The organism is Klebsiella sp. 2-CIP_Kleb. (assembly GCF_050378715.1).
In the GTDB taxonomy this organism is placed as follows: Bacteria; Pseudomonadota; Gammaproteobacteria; order Enterobacterales; family Enterobacteriaceae; genus Klebsiella; species Klebsiella quasipneumoniae.
In genome coordinates this window covers 832,476-854,596 of record NZ_JBNRLG010000001.1, presented here as the reverse complement: position 1 = coordinate 854,596, position 22,121 = coordinate 832,476, and the positions used below count along the sequence as shown (strand labels likewise).

The window sequence follows — 22,121 nt, the reverse complement described above, 5'->3', positions numbered from 1 at the left end:
TTCCAGTATTGTGCGAAAAATCCTGACAGCCTGACATGGCTGAATTAAGGCAAACAGGGGGAAATCCCTTTCATAATTAGGTAAAAAACATGAATGACGTACTTGATGAAATTGACCGGGCGATCCTCACTTGCCTGACTCAGGATGCCAGAGTCTCGTTGAAGGTATTGAGCGCGCGGGTGGGGCTGACTTCGCCGAGCACCGCCGAGCGGGTGAAGCGCCTGGAGGAGCGGGGCGTGATTCAGGGCTATGGGGCGCGGGTGAATCTCGCCGCGCTGGGCTACAGCCTGCAGGCGCTGGTGCGGGTCCGGCCGCTGCCTGGTCTACTGCAGAAGGTGGATAAATATATCCAGGCGATGCCGGAGTGCATCGAAAGTGACAAAGTGACCGGAGAGGATTGTTTCGTGATGCGACTGGTGGTGCGTGATATTGCCCAGCTGGATACGCTACTGGACGGCCTGGCCGAATTTGCGCAGTGCAATACCTCGGTGGTGAAAAGTTCGCCGGTGAAGAGGCGACTGCCCCCGCTGTGAGTTTTCCCGGAGGCGGTGCGGCGCACCTGACCGGACTACCAGACGGCACACCTGTAGCCTCGCTAAGCGAAGCGCGAGCGAGGAGATAGCAGAACAGGTGGCTGACGAGAGTGCAACAGCGGTGGGGGAAGGATGACTCGGCGCTAAAGCGCCTCGCCCTTCGGGCCGTTGCCTGCGGCAACGTTCTCTCGCTACGCTCGAGTCGAACCTTCTCATCCTTCCCCGTAGGGCAGAATATAAAGTATCGCAAGTGGAGTAAGCTGGGTAATACATGAAGGGATGGTGGTGGGGGAAGGATTACTCGGCGCTAAAGCGCCTCGCCCTTCGGGCCGTTGCCTGCGGCAACGTTCTCTCGCTACGCTCGAGTCGAACCTTAGTCGAAGCTTCTCATCCTTCCCCGTAGGGCAGAATATAAAGTATCGCAAGTGGAGTAAGCTGGGTAATACATGAAGGGATGGTGGTGGGGGAAGGATTCGAACCTTCGAAGTCGATGACGGCAGATTTACAGTCTGCTCCCTTTGGCCGCTCGGGAACCCCACCAGGGGAAAATCACATTGTAGGCTATTCAGCAAAATGAATGGTGGTGGGGGAAGGATTCGAACCTTCGAAGTCGATGACGGCAGATTTACAGTCTGCTCCCTTTGGCCGCTCGGGAACCCCACCACGGGGTAATGCTTAGTACTGGCCTGCTTCCTTCTCGGGAAGCGGGGCGCATCATACCAAATGATGCGCCCCTGTAAAGCATTCCTTTGACAAAAATAAACTGGTTGCCTGATTTTTACCCGTAACGCCGTAAAGCTAACCAATTCATTTCTCAGTCGATTAAAGAATAATCGTCCGGTTGCCGTAGACGAAGACGCGCTGCGCCAGTACCTGATACAGCGCCCGGCTCAATACGTTTTTTTCGACATCGCGCCCGGCACGCATCATATCTTCTGCGGTATAAGTATGATCGACGTGAATGACGTCCTGCATAATGATGGGGCCTTCGTCCAGATTATCATTCACGTAGTGGGCGGTGGCGCCGATGATCTTCACGCCACGCTCATAGGCCTGATGATACGGACGCGCGCCGATAAACGCCGGCAGGAACGAGTGGTGAATGTTAATGATCTTGTTCGGGAAACGGGCGACAAATTCCGGCGTAAGCACGCGCATATACTTGGCCAGCACCACGTAATCCGGCTCGTGGGCGGCAATCGCGTCGCCCATCTGTTTGTCGTGCTCTTCGCGGCTCAGCCCTTCATGGCTGACCAGTTCAAACGGGATGCCAAAACGTTCCACCAGCGGGCGCAGGGTGTCATGGTTACCAATAACCGCGGCAATATCGACATCCAGCCCGCCGTAATTGGCTTTCATCAGCAGATCGCCGAGGCAGTGGGCCTCTTTCGTCACCAGAATCACCACCCGGCGGCGGCCTGCCGGATTGAGTTCACGAATCGAGCCTTCCGGCAGGGCGCTGTCCAGATCGGCCAGCAGAATAGCGTCGTTGAAAATGCCTTCCAGTTCGGTGCGCATAAAGAAACGACCGGTACGGTGGTCAACAAATTCGTTGTTCTGCACAATGTTAAGTTCGTGCTTGTAGCAGATATTGGTGATACGCGCGATGAGGCCTTTCTGATCAGGGCAAATAGTGCGTAGTACTTTACGTTGTAATGAATGCATCGCGAGGAAAATCCTGTAGTGTTTGCAAGCGCTGCGGCAGCGTTACTGGCCGCAGCATTTTTTAAATTTTTTACCTGAACCGCAAGGGCAGGGGTCGTTACGGCCAATCAGCGGTCGTGTCCCGTCGATATAGTACCACTGTCCATTTTCTTTTAAGAATCTGGAACGTTCAATAATGGCGCCCGGGCGGTTATTGTCATTAAAGCGGGCGATAAAGCTGACAAAGCCTTCATTTGCGGCTCGTCCTTCATCGCTGGCGAACAGGGTTAAGCCCAGCCATTCTGTGTGGGCAAAGCCTTTCTCCAGTTCGGCGCGAAACTGCCGCGCCTGACAGGACGGATGCCAGGTTTTGATCAGATAGTCGGCATCTTTCATGACGAACGCGCTGTAACGGGAGCGCATAAGCTGTGACGGGCCTGGCGCAAGCTCAGCGCCGGACAGATATCGCTGGCAACATGAGCTATACTCCAGTGCGCTGCCACAGGGGCATAATTGCGACAAAACAGCCTCCATGGAAGAATGAGTAACGGCGCTTCTACGCCAAAGGGCTTTATGTTAACTGAGCCGTGACAATGTTGCCACGCTCAGAGTGGAAGGATAGTTATCAGTACTAATGAGAAAGCTTAAAATTGGTCTGGCGTTAGGTGCGGGTGCCGCCCGCGGATGGTCGCATATTGGCGTCATCAACGCCCTCCAGCAGGCCGGCATTGAGATTGATATCGTGGCCGGTTGCTCTATCGGTTCGCTGGTAGGGGCGGCGTATGCCTGTAACCGGCTCCCGGCGCTTGAGTCCTGGGTCTGCTCTTTCAGCAACTGGGACGTTCTGAAACTGATGGACCTCTCCTGGCGCCGCGGTGGACTGTTGCGGGGTGAAAAGGTATTCAATCATTATCGCCGCATCATGCCCGTGACCGATATCGAACACTGCGAACGGCGATTTGCCGCCGTCGCGACAAATTTAAGCACTGGCAGGGAGCTGTGGTTTACCGAAGGCGATCTGCATTTAGCGATTCGAGCCTCCTGCAGTATGCCGGGGTTAATGTCGCCGGTAAGGCATAATGGTTACTGGCTGGTCGATGGCGCGGTGGTCAATCCGGTTCCCGTGTCGCTTACGCGGGCAATGGGGGCCGATATCGTGATTGCCGTGGATCTGCAACATGATGCCCACCTTATGCAGCAGGATTTATTCTCCCTCGAAACGCCGCGGCGCGAGGCCGAAGCGAAGGAGGGGCCATGGCATACTCGTCTGCGCGCACGCTTGACGCAAATGAGTTCCCGCCGGACGGCCGTGACGCCGACGGCGATGGAGATCATGACCACTTCTATCCAGGTCCTGGAGAATCGTCTTAAACGCAATCGTATGGCGGGCGACCCGCCGGATATCCTGTTGCAACCGTACTGTCCACAAGTCTCGACGCTTGATTTCCATCGCGCCGGCGAGGCGATTACCGCAGGGCAGCTGGCGGTAGAAAAGAAAATGGATGAATTATTACCCTTAGTGCGTACCGCGATTTGACGCACGAGTACCTGACTTAAGCAAATTCTGACAGGCGATAGTGAGAATAGCGTGCCACTATTGAATTATCGTCAGCCAGGGGAGATATCATGACGCAGCCATTGGCGGGAAAACAGATTCTGATAGTTGAAGACGAACCCGTTTTCCGCTCACTCTTGCATGGATGGCTGACCTCGCTGGGAGCAACGACCTTCCAGGCGGAAGATGGCAAGGATGCCCTGCATAAAATGACGGAGGTGCATCCGGACCTGATGATCTGCGACATTTCGATGCCGAGAATGAACGGTCTGGAGCTGGTGGAGACGTTGCGTAATCGCGGCGAGCAGCTACCGATCCTGATGATTTCCGCTACCGAAAACATGGCCGATATAGCCAAAGCGTTGCGGCTTGGCGTTCAGGACGTGTTGTTAAAGCCAGTAAAAGATTTCAATCGCCTGCGTGAAACCGTTTATGCGTGCCTCTATCCTGCGATGTTCAGTTCACGTGTGGAAGAGGAAGAGCGTCTATTTGAGGACTGGGACGCGCTGGTCAGTAATCCTACCGCCGCCTCACGATTACTGCAGGAATTACAGCCGCCGGTGCAACAGGAAATGTCGCACTGCCGCATTCATTATCGCCAGCTGGTGTCGGCGGATAAACCCGGTCTGGTACTCGATATCGCGCCGCTCTCGGACAATGATTTGGCCTTCTATTGTCTGGATGTCACACGAGCAGGAGATAATGGCGTACTGGCAGCTTTATTATTGCGCGCGTTGTTCAATGGCTTGTTACAGGAGCAACTGGCGCATCAGGGACAACGGCTTCCAGAAATGGGGAGTCTGCTAAAACAGGTGAATCAGCTGCTGCGTCAGGCAAACCTTCCCGGTCAGTTTCCTTTGTTAGTGGGGTATTACCACAGCGGACTGAAAAATTTAATTCTGGTGTCGGCGGGGCTCAATGGCACGCTGAATACCGGTGAGCATCAAATTCAGATTAGTAATGGCGTTCCTTTGGGAACGTTGGGTGATGCTTACCTTAACCAAATTAGCCAGCGTTGTACCTCATGGCAGTGCCAAATTTGGGGGGCTGGAGGGCGTTTACGCTTAATGTTGTCTGCGGAATGAGCAATTACGGTTATATCTAAGCAGACGGGATTACCCGTTGCCCTTTAGCGGTGGTAACATCGAGCAGTTTTATGCGTAAAAGTCCTAATTCGAGGCTATCGGAAGCTTTTCAGACCAGTGAATACGCGGTTGACTGATATACTCGACACGTTATTTGTAACGAGAAGTTTAAAAAACAAACAGTCCAGGAGATTTCAATGGCTGCCCTTAATTCTAAAGTCAGAAAAGCGGTTATCCCGGTTGCGGGATTAGGCACCAGGATGCTGCCGGCCACCAAAGCGATTCCAAAAGAAATGCTGCCGCTGGTAGATAAGCCGTTAATTCAGTACGTTGTTAATGAATGTATCGCTGCAGGAATTACTGAAATTGTTCTGGTAACGCACTCGTCCAAAAACTCTATCGAAAACCATTTCGATACCAGTTTTGAGCTGGAAGCGATGCTGGAAAAACGCGTAAAACGCCAGCTGCTGGAAGAAGTGCAGTCTATTTGCCCGCCGCACGTAACCATTATGCAAGTTCGTCAGGGCCTGGCGAAAGGTCTGGGGCACGCGGTACTTTGCGCCCATCCGGTAGTGGGTGATGAGCCGGTCGCGGTTATTCTGCCAGACGTTATTCTGGATGAATATGAATCCGATCTGAGCCGCGATAACCTCGCGGAGATGATTTCTCGTTTCGATGAGACCGGCGCCAGCCAGATTATGGTTGAGCCTGTCGAGGACGTGACCGCCTATGGCGTGGTTGACTGCAAAGGTGAATCTCTGCAGCCGGGCGAAAGCGTACCGATGGTGGGTGTGGTAGAGAAGCCGAAAGCTGACGTCGCGCCGTCCAACCTGGCGGTGGTGGGGCGCTATGTCCTCAGCGCCGATATCTGGCCGCTGCTGGCGAAGACTCCTCCGGGTGCCGGTGATGAAATTCAGCTGACTGACGCGATTGATATGCTGATCGAAAAAGAGACTGTCGAAGCTTATCACATGAAAGGCAAGAGCCATGACTGCGGTAATAAGCTTGGCTACATGCAGGCGTTCGTCGAATATGGTATTCGCCACAAAACGCTGGGTGACGATTTTAAAGCCTGGCTGGAAACCGCGGTCACGAAGTAATCTGCCGCGCTGTTGAAAGCACAAAACCGGGAGCCGCAGATGCGCTCCCGGTTTTTTATATCGGCCCCTGGGGGCAAAAAAAATCCCGCCGCAGCGGGATTTTTATATCGTAACAACGGAGATTAGATCAGGAAATCGTCCAGTGATTTACCTTGCTCATCCATTGCTTTTTTGATCACCGCCGGGGTACGGCCCTGGCCGGTCCAGGTTTTGGTTTCGCCGTTTTCGTCGACATAGCTGTATTTAGCCGGACGTGCAGCACGCTTGGTTTTGGTACCGGCTTTAACGGCTGCCATGGTGCTCAGCAGTTCATTCGGATCAATACCGTCAGCGATCAGCATTTCACGGTATTGCTGCAGCTTACGCGTACGTTCTTCAATTTCTGCCGCGGCGGCGTTTTCTTCTTCACGGCGCTCGTTAACAACGACTTCTAATTTTTCCAGCATTTCTTCGAGCGTTTCCAGGGTGCATTCTCTTGCCTGCGCACGAAGAGTACGGATGTTGTTCAAAATTTTAAGTGCTTCGCTCATTGTAGTAATCTCAAACTTATATTGTGGGGTGGTTTGTTGAACTAATAATAGAGCGATAAAATGCGTTGTGCAATAGGGGGGAATGTAAGGAATTCAAAATTACTGGTTATTTGTCGCGAGAATTAATTAATTTAAGTTAAAATTCCCGTGCCGCTTCACATCTTTCATCCTTATAGCGATGAGGAGAAGGTAAGCTAAAACCCTGAGACGGTATGCTTTTTCTGAGGTACGGTGAGAAAAATTATCCTTTACATGGGTAAATAACCCTCGTCAGTATTAGCGCATTTTTGGTTACGAGACTTAATATAAAACAACGTGCGGCCCAGCTTATAGCCCCATAGTTAACCGCCCTATAAGCACGAAAAGACAATGGTTACCCCGCCAGTAGCGTAACGGGGCGCACAAATAATGGCCCTGTAAATTCAATTCATCCTCTTAATCCTTTGGCTTTGCAGGCTCTTCGGCTGCGATACAATACCCCTGCTAAATGGGCGGCTGTACGCATAAAATATGGTATAATCGCCGCCGCGATAAAACACTTTGATTGGGGTCACGCAGCCGATGGCACAACTTTATTTCTACTACTCTGCAATGAATGCAGGTAAGTCGACCGCTCTGTTGCAATCTTCGTACAATTACCAGGAGCGGGGGATGCGTACCGTCGTTTATACCGCTGAGATTGATGACCGCTTTGGCGCCGGAAAAGTTAGCTCGCGTATCGGTCTCTCATCGCCGGCCCGTTTGTATAATCCACAGACGTCGCTATATAACGATATTGCCGCAGAGCACAAGTTAAAACCGATTCACTGCGTGCTGGTGGATGAAAGCCAGTTTCTGACGCGCGAGCAGGTTCATGAGCTGTCTGAAGTTGTCGATACGCTGGACATTCCGGTGCTTTGCTATGGCCTGCGGACAGACTTTCGCGGTGAGCTCTTCACCGGTAGCCAGTATTTGCTGGCCTGGTCAGATAAGCTGGTGGAGCTAAAAACCATCTGTTTCTGCGGACGAAAGGCTAGCATGGTGCTGCGCCTCGATCAGGAGGGGCGTCCTTATAATGAGGGCGAGCAGGTCGTCATCGGCGGTAATGAACGATACGTTTCAGTCTGTCGTAAGCATTATAAAGAAGCGCTGAGCGTCGGCTCGTTAACCCAGGTACAAAACCTGCACCGCCCCTGCTAATACGCGCAGAAGCTCGTCCAGGCGCCTGTAGGCGCCTTTTTATTGCCTGCGCACTGTTGGGCCAGCAGGCGTTAAAGCTTGGCTGTCGGTGGGCAAAAAAAAGCCCCGTCAGATGACGGGGCTTGCAGAACGTTTATGCTTGTCGATTAAGCGGATTTTTTCGCTTTTTTCTCAGCTTTCACCGGAGCTGCTTCGGCTTTCGCGGCTGCTTCACCTTCGACGAACTCGCGACCGTAGTAGGTATCCAGCAGGATCTGTTTCAGTTCGGAGATCAGCGGGTAGCGCGGGTTAGCGCCGGTGCACTGGTCATCGAATGCATCTTCAGACAGCTTATCAACGTGGGCCAGGAAGTCAGCTTCCTGAACGCCAGCTTCGCGGATAGATTTCGGAATACCCAGCTCAGCTTTCACGCTTTCCAGCCATGCCAGCAGTTTCTCGATTTTCGCTGCGGTGCGGTCGCCCGGTGCGGAGAGACCCAGGTGATCGGCGATTTCAGCGTAGCGACGACGAGCCTGCGGACGGTCGTACTGGCTGAACGCGGTCTGCTTGGTCGGGTTGTCATTCGCGTTGTAGCGGATAACGTTGCAGATCAGCAGGGCGTTGGCCAGACCGTGCGGGATATGGAACTGGGAACCCAGTTTGTGCGCCATGGAGTGGCACACGCCGAGGAAGGCGTTAGCAAACGCAATACCGGCGATGGTAGCGGCACTGTGTACGCGCTCGCGGGCAACCGGGTTCTTGGAACCTTCGTGGTAGGACGCCGGCAGGTACTCTTTCAGCAGCTTCAGCGCCTGCAGAGCCTGGCCGTCAGAGAACTCAGAAGCCAGAACGGAAACGTAAGCTTCCAGGGCGTGGGTCACTGCATCCAGACCACCGAACGCACACAGCGATTTCGGCATATCCATCACCAGGTTGGCATCGACGATGGCCATATCCGGGGTCAGCGCGTAGTCCGCCAGCGGATATTTCTGACCTGTCGCGTCGTCGGTCACAACGGCGAACGGCGTAACTTCAGAACCGGTACCGGAGGTGGTAGTGATCGCCACCATCTTGGCTTTAACGCCCATTTTCGGGAACTTGTAGATACGTTTACGGATATCCATAAAGCGCAGGGCCAGTTCTTCGAAGTGGGTTTCCGGATGTTCGTACATGACCCACATGATTTTCGCCGCATCCATCGGGGAACCGCCGCCCAGCGCGATGATCACGTCTGGTTTGAAGGAGTTCGCCAGTTCAGCACCTTTACGTACGATGGTCAGCGTCGGGTCAGCTTCAACTTCGAAGAAGACTTCAGTTTCCACACCCGCAGCTTTCAGTACGGAGGTGATCTGATCGGCATAACCGTTGTTGAACAGGAAGCGGTCAGTCACGATCAGCGCGCGTTTGTGACCATCAGTAATCACTTCATCCAGTGCGATAGGCAGGGAGCCACGACGGAAGTAGATAGATTTCGGAAGTTTGTGCCACAACATGTTTTCAGCTCGCTTAGCAACGGTTTTCTTGTTGATCAGGTGTTTCGGACCAACGTTTTCAGAGATGGAGTTACCACCCCAGGAACCACAACCCAGAGTCAGGGAAGGAGCGAGTTTGAAGTTGTACAGGTCACCGATACCACCCTGAGAAGCCGGGGTGTTGATCAGGATACGCGCCGTTTTCATCATCTGGCCGAAGTAAGCCACGCGAGCCGGCTGGTTATCCTGGTCGGTGTACAGGCAAGAGGTATGACCGATACCGCCCATGGCGACCAGTTTTTCTGCTTTGGTCACGGCGTCTTCGAAATCTTTCGCACGGTACATCGCCAGCGTCGGAGACAGTTTTTCGTGAGCAAACGGCTCGCTTTCGTCAACGTCGGTGACTTCGCCAATCAGGATTTTAGTCGTGGCCGGTACGGTGAAGCCTGCCAGTTCAGCGATTTTCGCTGCAGGCTGACCAACGATAGCGGCGTTCAGCGCGCCATTTTTCAGGATAATGTCCTGAACGGCTTTCAGCTCTTTACCCTGCAGCAGGTAGCCGCCGTGGCTGGCGAAACGTTCGCGAACCGCGTCATAAACGGAATCAACCACCACAACGGACTGCTCAGAAGCACAGATAACGCCGTTATCGAAGGTTTTAGACATTAGAACGGAAGCAACGGCGCGTTTGATGTCAGCCGTTTCATCAATCACCACCGGGGTGTTACCGGCACCTACGCCGATAGCAGGTTTACCGGAGCTGTATGCTGCTTTCACCATGCCTGGACCACCGGTTGCAAGGATCAGGTTGATATCCGGGTGGTGCATCAGGGCGTTAGACAGCTCAACAGACGGCTGATCGATCCAACCAATCAGGTCTTTCGGTGCGCCGGCAGCGATGGCAGCCTGCAGGACAATGTCAGCCGCTTTGTTAGTGGCTTCTTTAGCACGCGGGTGCGGAGAGAAAATGATGGCGTTACGCGTCTTCAGGCTGATGAGCGATTTGAAGATGGCTGTTGAAGTCGGGTTCGTGGTCGGAACGATACCGCAGATGATGCCGATAGGTTCAGCGATAGTGATGGTACCAAAAGTGTCGTCTTCTGACAGGACGCCACAGGTTTTTTCGTCTTTATAAGCGTTGTAGATGTATTCGGAAGCGAAGTGGTTTTTGATCACTTTGTCTTCAACGATGCCCATGCCGGATTCGGCAACGGCCATTTTGGCGAGAGGGATTCGAGCATCTGCAGCGGCCAGCGCGGCGGCGCGGAAGATTTTGTCGACTTGTTCTTGAGTGAAACTGGCATATTCACGCTGGGCTTTCTTGACACGCTCAACAAGCGCGTTCAGTTCAGCGATATTAGTAACAGCCATAATGCTCTCCTGATAATGTTAAACTTTTTTAGTAAATCAGTCGCTCGATTCGACATTATAGACAGGCTGTAAACAGCTTGCATGTAAATGTTTATGTAGGAAAATCAGGACGCTGTTTTACCGATTTACTAAAAAAGCTTTATCTTTTTAACTTTCAGGTACTGCTGCCTTCCACTCTGTTGGTGTCATCAAGATTACTCACTTCTGAGTACAAATTACGTGATTTAGATCAAGTATTGGCACTGCTGATACCTTTCAGCTGGCTGCTTTTTGACCGGTTCGATCAAGTGTAATGGGAGGGTTTTGAAATTAAAAAAACGATTAGCATTAAAACTACAAATAGCTAACATTCGATACATATCACCGGGTTATGCATATTTATAATGAATATTGCATGCAAAAAGCGTATGTTTCGCGCAGTTATTTTATGCTGTTAACAGTCAACCGCCAATTTTGATGATGCTGCGGAGCCCATTGTGACTCAATCACTGTTCGATTTTTCTGCATATTTCAAGTTTTTCATCGGCTTATTTGCTCTGGTTAACCCGGTGGGCATTATTCCGGTGTTCATTAGTATGACCAGCTACCAACCGGCAGCAGTGCGCAATAAGACCAACCTGACCGCCAACCTGTCGGTGGCGATCATCCTCCTGACGTCATTGTTTCTCGGCGATGGCATTCTGCAGATTTTTGGTATCTCCATTGATTCGTTCCGTATCGCCGGCGGCATCCTGGTGGTGACCATCGCGATGTCGATGATCAGCGGTAAGCTCGGTGAAGATAAGCAGAACAAGCAGGAGAAGTCGGAGACGGCGGTGCGGGAGAGCATCGGCGTGGTTCCTCTCGCGCTACCGCTAATGGCCGGACCGGGGGCAATCAGTTCCACTATCGTGTGGGGTACGCGGTATCACTCCTGGGTGCACCTCGTCGGTTTTTCACTGGCGATTGCCGTCTTTGCCCTCTGCTGCTGGGGGATTTTCCGCATGGCGCCGTGGCTGGTGCGTCTGCTAGGGCAGACAGGGATCAACGTTATCACCCGTATTATGGGCCTGCTGCTGATGGCCCTTGGCATTGAGTTTATTGTGACGGGGATTAAAGCGCTCTTTCCGGGGCTGCTGAGTTAGCTGGTTGCCACGCAGGCGGGTAGGTTCCCTTCTCGCCTGCGCGATTATTAGCAAAACCTATTAGCCAGCGCGTAACCGGCGGTAGGAATAACATTTTGCGATATCGCTATTAATTCCATAATTTTCATTAATATATGAAATATTTCTCTTAACATTCCCCTCACGTCTCCCCATCCTGTGATGTTATTTTCTTCACATCATTCTCTGGTACTTGCTGTCGGATCATCGAAATGATATTAGTAATTTTAACAAGGCTGTAGATGAATGTGCTAAAAAGTAATCTATTGTTAAATTTTTGTACAAAAAATCATCTTGCGGTCGTTGATCAGTATGTTGGCTGGTGAAAGTGTCATAACTAAATGATTAATAATGATATTTTTCTATCGGCGTTTTGTGGCAACCGCGAGTAACGCTGGCAAAGCCGGCAATAAAAGAGAATCCGGTAACATATTTGCAAATTGCATTGGCGGAGGTGTTTACCTTTTGGTACTTTCCGCCGTTATCGTCTGCTGAATTATGTGCGTAAATGAGAATCATTTTTAATGATCTCGCTATGCCGGAACTGCCCCCCAGCGAGGGGGAACGAATCGACGTTAAGACTGCCGTTCGAGCGGTCGTAATAAATAAGTCGGTGATAGCAATCTGCCAATCGCAAACACTCCTGCGCTGGACAGATCCCCTAAACGGGAAAAAAACAGGCTGGTTAAAAAACCAGTAATTATAATGACTGGAGTTACAACACAATGACCATCATCACTAAAAAACGTTTGATCGCCGCAGGAGTGCTATCCGCACTCATGGCCGGCAATATGGCTATGGCAGCGGATGTCCCGGCCGGTGTGCAGCTTTCGGATAAGCAAACGCTGGTGCGAAATAGCGGCGCCGAACCGCAATCGCTGGACCCGAATAAAATCGAAGGGGTGCCTGAGGCGAATATTAGCCGCGACCTGTTCGAAGGCTTGCTGAATACCTCGCCGAAAGATGGCCACCCGATCCCTGGCGTGGCAGAGAGCTGGGATAATAAAGATTTCAAAGTCTGGACTTTCCATCTGCGTAAAGATGCGAAATGGTCTAACGGCGAGCCGGTGACCGCCCAGGACTTCGTTTATAGCTGGCAGCGTCTGGTGGATCCGAAAACCGCGTCTCCTTATGCCAGCTATCCGCAGTATGGTCATATCGTGAACGTCGACGAAATCATTGACGGCAAGAAAGCTCCGAGCGAACTGGGCGTAAAAGCCATTGACGACCACACGCTGGAAGTCACCCTCAGCGAGCCAGTACCCTATTTTTATAAACTGCTGGTTAACCCGGCGATGTCTCCTGTCTACAAACCAGCGATTGAAAAATTTGGCGAGAAGTGGACGCAGCCTGGCAATATCGTCACCAATGGCGCGTACACCCTGAAAGACTGGGTGGTCAACGAACGTATCGTCATGGAGCGCAACCCGCATTACTGGGATAATGCCAAAACCGTTATTAACACTGTCACCTGGCTGCCGACCTCTTCTGAAGTGACCTATGTTAACCGTTACCGCAGCGGTGAGCTGGATATGACCTATAACCAGCTGCCGATCGAGCTCTTCCAGAAACTGAAAAAAGAGATCCCGAACGAGCTGCACGTTGACCCGTATCTGTGTACTTATTACTACGAAATTAACAACCAGAAAGCACCGTTCACCGACGTGCGCGTACGTACCGCGCTGAAGCTGGGTCTGGACCGCGACATTATTGCCAATAAGGTAAAAGGACAGGGCGATCTGCCGGCCTACGGCTACACCCCGCCGTATACCGATGGCGCGAAACTGACCGAGCCGGAATGGTTTACCTGGTCGCAGGAAAAACGGAATGAAGAAGCGAAAAAACTGCTGGCCGAAGCCGGCTATAGCGCCGATAAACCGTTGACCTTCAACCTGCTGTATAACACCTCTGATTTGCACAAGAAGCTGGCGATTGCCGCCGCCTCGCTGTGGCGTAAAAACCTGGGCATTGACGTGAAGTTAGTCAACCAGGAGTGGAAAACGTTCCTCGATACCCGTCATCAGGGTACCTATGACGTGGCGCGTGCAGGCTGGTGCGCCGACTATAACGAGCCAACCTCATTCCTGAATACCATGCTTTCAGACAGCTCAATGAACACTGCGCACTATAAGAGCCCGGCGTTCGATAAGATTATGGCTGAATCCGTGAAAGCATCCGATGAAGCGCAGCGCACTGCAGCCTATGCGAAAGCAGAGCAGCAGCTGGACAAAGACAGCGCGATCGTACCGGTCTATTACTACGTTAACGCCCGCCTGGTGAAACCGTGGGTCGGTGGCTACACCGGTAAAGACCCGATGGATAACGTCTATACCAAAGACCTTTACGTTATCAAACATTAATGGCAATACGTGGAGCGGGCCTGTGCTCGCTCCATCGTGTCTTATTTGAGAGCAGTGCAAAGGCACACGCCAGAAGGTACGGGCAATGTTAAAATTTATCTTACGTCGCTGTCTGGAAGCGATTCCGACGCTATTCATTCTTATTACCATTTCATTCTTCATGATGCGTCTGGCTCCGGGAAGTCCTTTTACCGGGGAACGCACGCTACCGCCGGAAGTCATGGCGAATATTGAAGCAAAATACCATTTAAACGACCCCATCATGACGCAGTACTTCAATTACCTGAAGCAGCTGGCGCATGGCGATTTTGGTCCCTCCTTTAAATACAAAGATTATTCGGTCAACGATCTGGTGGCGGCCAGCTTCCCGGTTTCGGCGAAACTGGGCTTCGCTGCCTTTTTGCTGGCGGTAGTGATCGGCGTCGCTGCGGGCGTTATTGCCGCTTTGAAGCAGAATACCCGCTGGGACTATGCGGTGATGGGGGTAGCCATGACCGGCGTGGTTATTCCGAGCTTTGTGGTGGCGCCTCTGCTGGTGATGATCTTTGCTATTACCCTGCACTGGCTGCCGGGCGGCGGCTGGAACGGCGGGGCGTTGAAATTTATGATCCTGCCGATGGTGGCGCTTTCCCTGGCCTATATCGCCAGCATCGCGCGAATTACCCGCGGCTCAATGATTGAAGTGCTGCACTCTAACTTTATCCGCACCGCGCGGGCGAAGGGGCTGCCGATGCGCCGCATTATTTTGCGCCATGCGCTGAAGCCGGCGCTGCTGCCGGTGCTCTCCTATATGGGGCCGGCTTTCGTGGGCATCATTACGGGCTCAATGGTCATTGAAACCATTTACGGCCTGCCGGGGATTGGCCAGCTGTTCGTTAACGGGGCGCTTAACCGCGACTACTCGCTGGTGCTCAGCCTGACGATCCTCGTGGGTGCCCTGACTATTCTGTTCAACGCCATCGTTGACGTGCTTTACGCCGTTATCGATCCGAAGATTCGCTACTGAAGCCGGAGTTCGCCATGATGTTAAGTAAGAAAAATAGCGAGGCGCTGGAAAACTTCAGTGAGAAGCTGGAAGTGGAGGGGCGTAGCCTCTGGCAGGATGCGCGTCGCCGCTTTATGCATAACCGCGCCGCGGTCACCAGCTTGATTATGCTGGTGCTCATTGCGCTGTTCGTGACCTTCGCGCCGATGGTGTCGTCATTCTCCTATTTCGATACCGACTGGGGCATGATGTCCAATGCCCCGGACATGGCCTCTGGCCACTACTTTGGGACCGACTCCTCCGGTCGCGATCTGCTGGTGCGCGTGGCGATCGGCGGGCGTATTTCGCTGATGGTTGGGGTGGCGGCGGCGCTGGTGGCGGTGATCCTCGGCACGCTGTATGGTTCGCTTTCCGGGTATCTCGGCGGCAAAGTGGATTCGGTGATGATGCGTCTGCTGGAGATCCTCAACTCCTTCCCGTTTATGTTCTTCGTTATCCTGCTGGTGACCTTTTTTGGTCAGAATATCCTGTTGATTTTTGTCGCTATCGGCATGGTCTCCTGGCTGGACATGGCCCGTATCGTACGCGGACAGACCTTGAGCCTGAAGCGCAAAGAGTTTATTGAGGCGGCGCAGGTCGGCGGGGTCTCCACAGCGAGCATCGTGCTGCGCCATATCGTTCCTAATGTGCTGGGTGTGGTGGTGGTGTACGCCTCGCTGCTGGTCCCCAGTATGATCCTCTTTGAATCCTTCCTCAGCTTCCTGGGGTTGGGGACGCAGGAGCCGCTCAGCAGCTGGGGGGCATTGCTCAGCGATGGCGCCAACTCAATGGAGGTCTCGCCCTGGCTGTTGCTGTTCCCGGCGGGTTTCCTGGTGGTGACCCTGTTCTGTTTCAACTTTATCGGCGATGGTCTGCGTGATGCCCTCGACCCGAAAGACCGCTAAGGAGCGCTGCCATGACCATGATTGAAACGGCAAAAGCGCCGCAAGCGCAGAGTCACAGCGGCCTGCTGCTGGACGTGAAAGATCTTCGCGTCACCTTTAAAACGCCGGATGGCGATGTCACCGCCGTCAATGATCTGAACTTCACCCTCCAGGCGGGCGAAACGCTCGGTATTGTCGGGGAGTCCGGCTCCGGTAAATCGCAGACCGCCTTCGCCCTGATGGGGCTGCTGGCGGCCAACGGTCGCATCGGTGGTTCCGCCACCTTTAACGGTCGGCAAATCCTCAATTTGCCCGAGCGTGAGCTGAACAAACTGCGCGCCGAGCAAATCTCGATGATTTTCCAGGATCCGATGACCTCTCTGAACCCATATATGCGGGTGGGAGAGCAGTTAATGGAAGTCCTGATGCTGCATAAGGGGCTGAGCAAAGCCGAAGCATTTGAGGAGTCGGTCAAAATGCTCGACGCGGTGAAAATGCCGGAAGCGCGCAAGCGCATGAAGATGTTCCCGCACGAGTTCTCCGGCGGGATGCGCCAGCGCGTGATGATTGCCATGGCGCTACTGTGCCGGCCGCGGCTGCTGATTGCCGATGAGCCGACCACCGCCCTGGACGTCACTGTGCAGGCGCAGATCATGACGTTACTGAATGAGCTGAAACGCGAATTTAATACGGCCATCATTATGATCACCCATGACCTCGGAGTCGTGGCGGGGATCTGCGATAAAGTGCTGGTGATGTATGCGGGCCGCACCATGGAGTACGGTCAGGCGCGCGATGTCTTTTATCAGCCGTCGCACCCATACTCTATTGGGCTGTTGAATGCGGTTCCTCGTCTGGATGCCGAAGGCGATGCGTTATTGACCATTCCGGGCAACCCGCCGAACCTGCTGCGTTTGCCGAAAGGCTGCCCATTCCAGCCGCGCTGTCCGCATGCAATGGAACAGTGCAGCAGCGCGCCGCCGCTGGAGTCTTTCGCGCCAGGTCGCCTGCGCGCCTGCTTTAAACCGGTGGGGGATCTGCTATGAACGCCGTAACTGAACAACGAAAAGTCCTGCTCGAAATTGCCGACCTGAAGGTGCATTTCGATATTAAAGATGGCAAACAGTGGTTCTGGCAGCCGTCGAAAACGCTGAAAGCCGTAGATGGCGTGACGCTGCGTCTCTATGAAGGCGAGACCCTCGGCGTGGTGGGGGAGTCAGGCTGCGGTAAATCGACTTTCGCCCGCGCCATCATTGGCCTGGTGAAGGCCACCGATGGCAAAGTGGCCTGGTTGGGTAAAGATCTGCTGGGCATGAAGCAGGAAGAGTGGCGCGACGTGCGCAGCGATATCCAGATGATCTTCCAGGATCCGCTGGCCTCGCTGAACCCGCGTATGACCATCGGAGAAATCATCGCTGAACCGCTGCGTACCTATCATCCGAAGATGCCGCGTCAGGAAGTGCGCGATCGCGTGAAGGCGATGATGATGAAAGTCGGGCTGTTGCCTAACCTGATCAACCGCTATCCGCACGAGTTCTCTGGCGGTCAGTGTCAGCGCATCGGCATCGCGCGGGCGCTGATCCTCGAGCCGAAGCTGATTATCTGCGATGAGCCGGTGTCCGCACTTGACGTGTCCATCCAGGCCCAGGTGGTCAACCTGCTGCAGCAGCTGCAGCGTGAAATGGGACTGTCGCTGATATTTATCGCCCACGATCTGGCGGTAGTTAAGCACATCTCCGATCGCGTACTGGTGATGTATCTGGGCCACGCGGTGGAGCTGGGAACCTACGATGAGGTGTACCATAATCCGCTGCATCCCTATACCAAAGCGCTGATGTCGGCGGTGCCGATCCCCGATCCGGACCTCGAAAAAACGAAAACCATCCAACTGCTGGAGGGCGAATTACCCTCGCCGATTAATCCGCCTTCGGGCTGTGTCTTCCGCACCCGCTGTCCGCTCGCCGGACCGGAGTGCGCCAAAACCCGTCCGGTGCTGGAAGGCAGCTTCCGCCATGCGGTTTCCTGCCTTAAGGTAGACCCGTTATAATCTCAGGGGCTGACGCAGGTCAGCCCTTTTTTTATGCGAGGTTAACGAAGTGGGTATGCTTTCTGCCGCTCGTCTGCGGCTTTATCATTTACTTTTCGATCAGAACCGACGTTCCGGCCGCCGCTTTGAAGGTCTGTGCGGACTTTTCGCATTGCTCAGCGTGGTGGTGATATTTGTCGAGTCGGGGCTGGGCACGCAATATCATCTGACATTAGATGAATGGCATATTTTCGTCTGGCTGGAGCTGCTGGTGACCGCGGTCTTTACCCTGGAGTATCTGCTGCGTATTGCGACATGGCCCAATCCGCTCCACTACATTTTCAGCTTCTGGGGATTTATTGACTTAGCGACCATCCTGCCGCTGTACGTGATGTGGCTATGGCCGGAAATTAGCCTCAATTATGTCTTTGCCTGGCGGGCAATGAGGGCGATCCGCGCGTTGCGTATTCTCAAACTGTTGCGCTTTATGCCTTCGCTCAATGTGTTCTGGCGGGCGATTGTCAGCGCGCGCCATCAGCTGATCCTGTTCTATTCGTTTATCGCCATTGTGATGGTGATTTTCGGCTCGTTAATGTACCTGATAGAAGGGCCAGAGTATGGTTTTACCACGCTCAACGCTTCGGTCTATTGGGCCATTGTAACCATCACTACCGTCGGCTACGGGGATATCACGCCGCATACACCGCTGGGCCGCATCCTGGCCTCCATTCTCATCCTGATCGGATACTCCATTATTGCCATTCCGACCGGGCTTATCACCACCCATATGACCAGCGCCCTGAACCGGCGGCGTCAGCAGCGGGTATGCCCGCAGTGCCAGCAGGGCCACCATGACGATAACGCCCGGTTTTGTCACGCCTGTGGCCATGCGTTACCGCAGTAAACCCTCGGCATAAAAAAAGCCTGCCGGGAGGAACGCGGCAGGCTTTTCACTGGCTAGTCAGCGTTATTCACGCCACAGAATATGACACAGCTTATGATCTTTCTCGCGGCACAGCAGTACGCGGGCGAAGATATCATTGATTTCCCCGCCGTCGGTATCCGCCAGGCCAATCACCACTTCGGCGAAGAAATCCGGGTTCAGATCGTAATCCACATGCTCTTCCCAGTCTGCAGACGGGTCGAACAGCTCGGCGCCGCCGCGCTCCTCAAACTGCAGGTTAAACAGAATGATGTCCGCCGGGTCGAGGTTATCGGCCGCCAGTTCGAGGAAGATGTCGTATGCCTGCTCAAGCGTTTCGTCTTCGGTCAGACGGTTGTTTAAATCCATATCCATGATTGCTACTCATTCGGTATCTGATGGGCACGTTTTACAGCAACGGGCTGAAGAAGTAAAACAGTCGCTCGGCGATCCGCTGCCACAGCGGACGTTTTAACCAGCGACGGGCGTCCAGCAGGCGCGAGCGCGAGATATAGTCATCCTGGACCGCCGCCAGATCGCTGCCGAAGCCGGCGTCATCGATGACCAGCGTGATTTCAAAATTGAGCCACAGGCTGCGCATATCCAGATTCACGGTACCCACCAGACTCAGTTCGCCATCGACCAGCACGCTCTTGGTATGCAACAGGCCGCCTTCGAACTGGTAAATCTTCACCCCTGCTGCCAGCAGCTCGGTGAAAAAGGCCCGGCTGGCCCAGCCCACCAGCAGCGAATCGTTCTTGCGCGGTAAAATAATACTCACGTCCACGCCGCGCTGGGCAGCGGTACAGATCGCGTGCAGCAGGTCGTCGCTGGGTACGAAGTAGGGTGTGGTCATGATCAAATGCTCTTTCGCCGCATAGGCGGCGGTGAGGAGAGCCTGATGAATCAGATCTTCCGGAAAGCCCGGTCCGGAGGCGATCGTGTGGATGGTATGTCCACTGGCCTCTTCAAACGGCATGATATTGACGTCCGGCGGCGGTGGCAGAATACGCTTTCCGGTCTCGATCTCCCAGTCACAGGAGTAGACGATGCCCATCGAAGTCGCCACCGGGCCTTCCATGCGCGCCATCAGGTCAATCCACTGTCCGACCCCTGAGTCCTGTTTAAAGTAGCGGGGATCAACCATATTCATGCTGCCGGTGTAGGCGATATAGTTATCGATCATCACCATTTTGCGATGCTGACGCAGGTCCATCCGGCGCAGAAACACACGCATCAGATTGACCTTGAGAGCCTCGACCACTTCAATGCCGGCGTTACGCATCATTGCCGCCCATGGGCTGCGGAAAAAAGCCACACTGCCCGCGGAGTCGAGCATCAACCGGCAGTGAACCCCGCGACGGGCGGCGGCCATCAGCGATTCGGCGACGCTGTCGGCCATGCCGCCTGGCTGCCAGATATAGAAGACCATTTCAATATTATGGCGAGCCAGTTGAATATCGCGGATCAGGGCCTGCATGACGTCGTCAGATTCCGTCAGCAGCTGCAGCTGGTTGCCTTTTACGCCGCCAATGCCCTGGCGCCGTTCGCACAGCTTGAACAGGGACTCGGCCACCGGGCTGTTATCTTCCGCGAAGATATGTTTGCAGGCTTTGAGGTCGTTTAACCATTTGGCCGTGGAAGGCCACATCGCCCTCGCGCGTTCTGCCCGCCGCTTGCCAAGATGCAGCTCGCCAAAGGAGAGATAGGCGATGATCCCCACCAGCGGCAGAATATAAATGATCAATAACCATGCCATCGCGGACGGCACAGCGCGGCGTTTCATTAGAATTCGTAATGTTACACCGGCGATCAACAGCCAGTACCCCAGAATGACCAGCCAGTTCACCACCGTGTAAAAGGTTGTCATAGATGTAAAATCCTTTTGAATGACGTTATGTGATGAGTTTACGCATCAGTATTTTTCTGGCAAATAAAAACGCAGCGAAAGCGGTGGTCAGCCGCAGGCAGAGGTTTATAATGGGGGCTGTTTTCACTCGTAGAGTCGTTGCAATGAAGCGTAGTAGAACGGAAGTAGGGCGCTGGCGCATGCTGAGACAGGTGAATCGCCGTAAAGCGCGCTGGCTGGAAGCCCAATCACGCCGCAATATGCGGATCCTCGCCATCAGGAAGGGGCTGGTGAAACGGCAGCGTCATGCACTGCTGTTTATTTTCCCCGACTGTTAAGCGAGCAGGCTAACGGCACCGTGCGCGGTGCCGTTGTCGTTTTCTCAGCCCTGCGCCGAACTCCCTTTTAACATCGCCAGGTGGCCTAATGAAATATCTATGCGATGTCTGTCAGGGTATGACGGGGAATTACCGACAGAACTCCTTATTCTGCGACAGACATTAACCGCCCTGCAGAAGCCTGAACAGGGCGCGGGGTTGTCGATCGTTTTTCAATTTCATGCTAACTATCGGGGTGACCACTCTGATTAAAATGCACCGCTTTTGTGGGTGTAAATTTATTTGGCATAGGCTTCCGTAGATAACGTGATGGTCACGTTATCACTCACCGCCGGAACATATTTATCAAGCTTGAAGTCTGAACGTTTTATTACCCCAGTGGCATCAAAACCAATGGCCTCCTTTTTCACCATCGGATGCATGTCCTGCTTGTTCAGGGTGGCATGCAATACTACCGGTTTGGTGATGCCTTTAATGGTCAGGTTACCTTCAACATCATATTTATTGCCGCCTTTACTTTCCACCCGGGTGCTCTGAAAGGTTGCCTCAGGATACGTTTTGACATCGAAGTACTCTTTGCCTAAAAACTCATCCGTTAACGCTTTGACATGCGTATCAATGGTTTTGACTGGCAGCGTGACGTGCACAGAGGATTTCTCTGGGTTGTCTTTGTCAAAAGAGAGTTTACCTGAAACATCAGAGATATAGGCGGTAGGGTTAGAGAAACCAAAATGGTTCCAGGCAATAACAACCGAAGTATGCTGTGGATCCAGACTATATTTTGTGGCAGCGGCCTGTGATACAGGAATATATAAGGCAAGCAGAGAAAATAATGCGGTTTTTTTCAGGGTGTTCATACAAAAATCCTCATAAGCGTCAGGTGCATAAATGGTAGCCCAAAAAAATGCAGGGCTTATTGAAAACATTTGTTATTCCCGTTCAAATATTTTAACCAACCAATAATAACCCTACAATCACTCCGCGTGAATTTTACCTAACGAAATTAATAGGCATTAAAAAATCCTCTGCAACGTAAATCTGGTCACGTGATCTTTATACGTTCATCCCTATGGGATGTGCCTGGATCAGCGCATTTTATTTATTTCTGGTTGCTTTCCAGACACCGCG

21 protein-coding genes, 2 tRNA genes and 2 other RNA genes are annotated in these 22,121 nt (G+C 53.2%); 14 read left to right on the top strand and 11 right to left on the bottom strand.

Annotated elements, in window-relative coordinates; all coding sequences use genetic code 11:
- The first annotated feature begins 89 nt into the window (after positions 1-89).
- The gene (locus tag ACQUTP_RS04295) at positions 90-533 is read left to right on the top strand and encodes an Lrp/AsnC family transcriptional regulator (protein ID WP_023318559.1); all 444 of its coding nucleotides are present in this window, start codon (positions 90-92) and stop codon (positions 531-533) included.
- Positions 534-649: 116 nt separating this feature from the next.
- Here the strand turns inward: ACQUTP_RS04295 and ACQUTP_RS04290 are convergent.
- From ACQUTP_RS04290 to ACQUTP_RS04265, 6 genes are all read right to left on the bottom strand, one after another.
- Positions 650-770: non-coding RNA, RtT sRNA (locus tag ACQUTP_RS04290), on the bottom strand.
- Between the two features lie 43 nt (positions 771-813).
- Positions 814-945, bottom strand: a non-coding RNA gene (locus ACQUTP_RS04285) — RtT sRNA.
- Between the two features lie 43 nt (positions 946-988).
- Positions 989-1,073 (bottom strand) — tRNA-Tyr (locus ACQUTP_RS04280).
- Positions 1,074-1,111: 38 nt separating this feature from the next.
- Positions 1,112-1,196 (bottom strand) — tRNA-Tyr (locus ACQUTP_RS04275).
- A gap of 159 nt (positions 1,197-1,355) precedes the next feature.
- Positions 1,356-2,198, bottom strand: a complete 843-nt coding sequence (purU, locus tag ACQUTP_RS04270) for a formyltetrahydrofolate deformylase (RefSeq protein WP_004203178.1) — start codon at positions 2,196-2,198, stop codon at positions 1,356-1,358.
- 42 nt (positions 2,199-2,240) lie between these two features.
- On the bottom strand, positions 2,241-2,699 hold the full coding sequence (locus tag ACQUTP_RS04265; protein WP_017900770.1) for a YchJ family protein: 459 nt from the start codon (positions 2,697-2,699) through the stop codon (positions 2,241-2,243).
- Positions 2,700-2,811: 112 nt separating this feature from the next.
- Between ACQUTP_RS04265 and rssA the strand changes: the two genes are divergently transcribed.
- The 3 genes from rssA (at position 2,812) to galU (ending at position 5,917) form a co-directional block, all read left to right on the top strand.
- The gene (gene rssA, locus ACQUTP_RS04260) at positions 2,812-3,714 is read left to right on the top strand and encodes a patatin-like phospholipase RssA (RefSeq protein ID WP_004203175.1); all 903 of its coding nucleotides are present in this window, start codon (positions 2,812-2,814) and stop codon (positions 3,712-3,714) included.
- Positions 3,715-3,803: 89 nt separating this feature from the next.
- Positions 3,804-4,817, top strand: coding sequence for a two-component system response regulator RssB (rssB, locus tag ACQUTP_RS04255; RefSeq protein ID WP_017900771.1), 1,014 nt, complete (start codon positions 3,804-3,806; stop codon positions 4,815-4,817).
- Positions 4,818-5,014: 197 nt separating this feature from the next.
- Positions 5,015-5,917 carry a UTP--glucose-1-phosphate uridylyltransferase GalU gene (gene galU / locus ACQUTP_RS04250; protein WP_004203168.1) on the top strand — a complete coding sequence of 301 codons (903 nt, stop codon included), beginning with the start codon at positions 5,015-5,017 and terminating at the stop codon, positions 5,915-5,917.
- A gap of 122 nt (positions 5,918-6,039) precedes the next feature.
- On the opposite strand, the gene hns is transcribed toward galU, so the two are convergent.
- Positions 6,040-6,447 carry a histone-like nucleoid-structuring protein H-NS gene (hns, locus tag ACQUTP_RS04245; protein WP_002910103.1) on the bottom strand — a complete coding sequence of 136 codons (408 nt, stop codon included), beginning with the start codon at positions 6,445-6,447 and terminating at the stop codon, positions 6,040-6,042.
- A gap of 561 nt (positions 6,448-7,008) precedes the next feature.
- On the opposite strand from hns, the gene tdk reads away from it, so the two are divergent.
- Complete coding sequence (gene tdk, locus ACQUTP_RS04240) at positions 7,009-7,626, top strand: thymidine kinase (protein ID WP_025999297.1); 618 nt, start codon at positions 7,009-7,011, stop codon at positions 7,624-7,626.
- A 146-nt stretch (positions 7,627-7,772) separates the two neighbouring features.
- Here tdk and adhE read toward each other — a convergent pair whose 3' ends face one another.
- Positions 7,773-10,448 (bottom strand): bifunctional acetaldehyde-CoA/alcohol dehydrogenase, encoded by a 2,676-nt coding sequence (gene adhE, locus ACQUTP_RS04235; RefSeq protein ID WP_004203165.1) that lies wholly within the window; start codon positions 10,446-10,448, stop codon positions 7,773-7,775.
- Positions 10,449-10,525: 77 nt separating this feature from the next.
- On the opposite strand from adhE, the gene ACQUTP_RS04230 reads away from it, so the two are divergent.
- From ACQUTP_RS04230 to ACQUTP_RS04195, 8 genes are all read left to right on the top strand, one after another.
- Positions 10,526-10,741 carry a hypothetical protein gene (locus tag ACQUTP_RS04230; protein WP_032456270.1) on the top strand — a complete coding sequence of 72 codons (216 nt, stop codon included), beginning with the start codon at positions 10,526-10,528 and terminating at the stop codon, positions 10,739-10,741.
- A gap of 183 nt (positions 10,742-10,924) precedes the next feature.
- Positions 10,925-11,572: a YchE family NAAT transporter gene (locus tag ACQUTP_RS04225; protein ID WP_002910095.1), complete on the top strand. Its 648-nt coding sequence runs from the start codon at positions 10,925-10,927 to the stop codon at positions 11,570-11,572.
- A gap of 743 nt (positions 11,573-12,315) precedes the next feature.
- The gene (gene oppA, locus ACQUTP_RS04220; RefSeq protein WP_004203164.1) at positions 12,316-13,950 is read left to right on the top strand and encodes an oligopeptide ABC transporter substrate-binding protein OppA; all 1,635 of its coding nucleotides are present in this window, start codon (positions 12,316-12,318) and stop codon (positions 13,948-13,950) included.
- Between the two features lie 85 nt (positions 13,951-14,035).
- Positions 14,036-14,956 (top strand): oligopeptide ABC transporter permease OppB, encoded by a 921-nt coding sequence (gene oppB / locus ACQUTP_RS04215; RefSeq protein WP_002910089.1) that lies wholly within the window; start codon positions 14,036-14,038, stop codon positions 14,954-14,956.
- A 14-nt stretch (positions 14,957-14,970) separates the two neighbouring features.
- A complete protein-coding gene (gene oppC / locus ACQUTP_RS04210) occupies positions 14,971-15,879 on the top strand; it encodes an oligopeptide ABC transporter permease OppC (protein WP_004145396.1) in 909 nt (302 codons plus the stop codon).
- Between the two features lie 11 nt (positions 15,880-15,890).
- A complete protein-coding gene (locus ACQUTP_RS04205; protein WP_004151853.1) occupies positions 15,891-16,904 on the top strand; it encodes an ABC transporter ATP-binding protein in 1,014 nt (337 codons plus the stop codon).
- Positions 16,901-17,905, top strand: coding sequence for a murein tripeptide/oligopeptide ABC transporter ATP-binding protein OppF (gene oppF / locus ACQUTP_RS04200; protein WP_002910083.1), 1,005 nt, complete (start codon positions 16,901-16,903; stop codon positions 17,903-17,905). The genes ACQUTP_RS04205 and oppF overlap by 4 nt, the downstream gene beginning before the upstream one ends.
- A gap of 55 nt (positions 17,906-17,960) precedes the next feature.
- Positions 17,961-18,788 (top strand): ion transporter, encoded by an 828-nt coding sequence (locus ACQUTP_RS04195; RefSeq protein WP_004203160.1) that lies wholly within the window; start codon positions 17,961-17,963, stop codon positions 18,786-18,788.
- A gap of 63 nt (positions 18,789-18,851) precedes the next feature.
- Here the strand turns inward: ACQUTP_RS04195 and ACQUTP_RS04190 are convergent, their stop codons facing one another.
- Positions 18,852-19,181, bottom strand: coding sequence for an HI1450 family dsDNA-mimic protein (locus ACQUTP_RS04190; protein ID WP_002910079.1), 330 nt, complete (start codon positions 19,179-19,181; stop codon positions 18,852-18,854).
- A gap of 34 nt (positions 19,182-19,215) precedes the next feature.
- Entirely contained in the window at positions 19,216-20,676 is a 1,461-nt protein-coding gene (gene cls, locus ACQUTP_RS04185; protein ID WP_004203158.1) for a cardiolipin synthase, read from the bottom strand.
- Between the two features lie 143 nt (positions 20,677-20,819).
- Between cls and ACQUTP_RS04180 the strand changes: the two genes are divergently transcribed.
- Positions 20,820-20,993, top strand: a complete 174-nt coding sequence (locus tag ACQUTP_RS04180) for a YciY family protein (RefSeq protein WP_023290120.1) — start codon at positions 20,820-20,822, stop codon at positions 20,991-20,993.
- 278 nt (positions 20,994-21,271) lie between these two features.
- Here ACQUTP_RS04180 and ACQUTP_RS04175 read toward each other — a convergent pair whose 3' ends face one another.
- A complete protein-coding gene (locus ACQUTP_RS04175; protein WP_177344342.1) occupies positions 21,272-21,919 on the bottom strand; it encodes a YceI family protein in 648 nt (215 codons plus the stop codon).
- Positions 21,920-22,121: the final 202 nt, after the last annotated feature.

Excerpts from the sequence above, each read along its gene's own strand:
- rssA (WP_004203175.1), top strand. The coding sequence starts at position 2,812 with ATGAGAAAGCTTAAAATTGGTCTGGCGTTAGGTGCGGGTGCCGCCCGC.
- ACQUTP_RS04190 (WP_002910079.1), bottom strand. The coding sequence starts at position 19,181 with ATGGATATGGATTTAAACAACCGTCTGACCGAAGACGAAACGCTTGAG.
- galU (WP_004203168.1), top strand. The coding sequence starts at position 5,015 with ATGGCTGCCCTTAATTCTAAAGTCAGAAAAGCGGTTATCCCGGTTGCG.
- ACQUTP_RS04205 (WP_004151853.1), top strand. The coding sequence starts at position 15,891 with ATGACCATGATTGAAACGGCAAAAGCGCCGCAAGCGCAGAGTCACAGC.
- rssB (WP_017900771.1), top strand. The coding sequence starts at position 3,804 with ATGACGCAGCCATTGGCGGGAAAACAGATTCTGATAGTTGAAGACGAA.
- ACQUTP_RS04195 (WP_004203160.1), top strand. The coding sequence starts at position 17,961 with ATGCTTTCTGCCGCTCGTCTGCGGCTTTATCATTTACTTTTCGATCAG.
- oppA (WP_004203164.1), top strand. The coding sequence starts at position 12,316 with ATGACCATCATCACTAAAAAACGTTTGATCGCCGCAGGAGTGCTATCC.
- ACQUTP_RS04180 (WP_023290120.1), top strand. The coding sequence starts at position 20,820 with ATGAAGCGTAGTAGAACGGAAGTAGGGCGCTGGCGCATGCTGAGACAG.
- adhE (WP_004203165.1), bottom strand. The coding sequence starts at position 10,448 with ATGGCTGTTACTAATATCGCTGAACTGAACGCGCTTGTTGAGCGTGTC.
- oppF (WP_002910083.1), top strand. The coding sequence starts at position 16,901 with ATGAACGCCGTAACTGAACAACGAAAAGTCCTGCTCGAAATTGCCGAC.
- tdk (WP_025999297.1), top strand. The coding sequence starts at position 7,009 with ATGGCACAACTTTATTTCTACTACTCTGCAATGAATGCAGGTAAGTCG.
- purU (WP_004203178.1), bottom strand. The coding sequence starts at position 2,198 with ATGCATTCATTACAACGTAAAGTACTACGCACTATTTGCCCTGATCAG.
- hns (WP_002910103.1), bottom strand. The coding sequence starts at position 6,447 with ATGAGCGAAGCACTTAAAATTTTGAACAACATCCGTACTCTTCGTGCG.
- oppB (WP_002910089.1), top strand. The coding sequence starts at position 14,036 with ATGTTAAAATTTATCTTACGTCGCTGTCTGGAAGCGATTCCGACGCTA.
- cls (WP_004203158.1), bottom strand. The coding sequence starts at position 20,676 with ATGACAACCTTTTACACGGTGGTGAACTGGCTGGTCATTCTGGGGTAC.
- ACQUTP_RS04295 (WP_023318559.1), top strand. The coding sequence starts at position 90 with ATGAATGACGTACTTGATGAAATTGACCGGGCGATCCTCACTTGCCTG.
- ACQUTP_RS04175 (WP_177344342.1), bottom strand. The coding sequence starts at position 21,919 with ATGTTTTCAATAAGCCCTGCATTTTTTTGGGCTACCATTTATGCACCT.
- oppC (WP_004145396.1), top strand. The coding sequence starts at position 14,971 with ATGATGTTAAGTAAGAAAAATAGCGAGGCGCTGGAAAACTTCAGTGAG.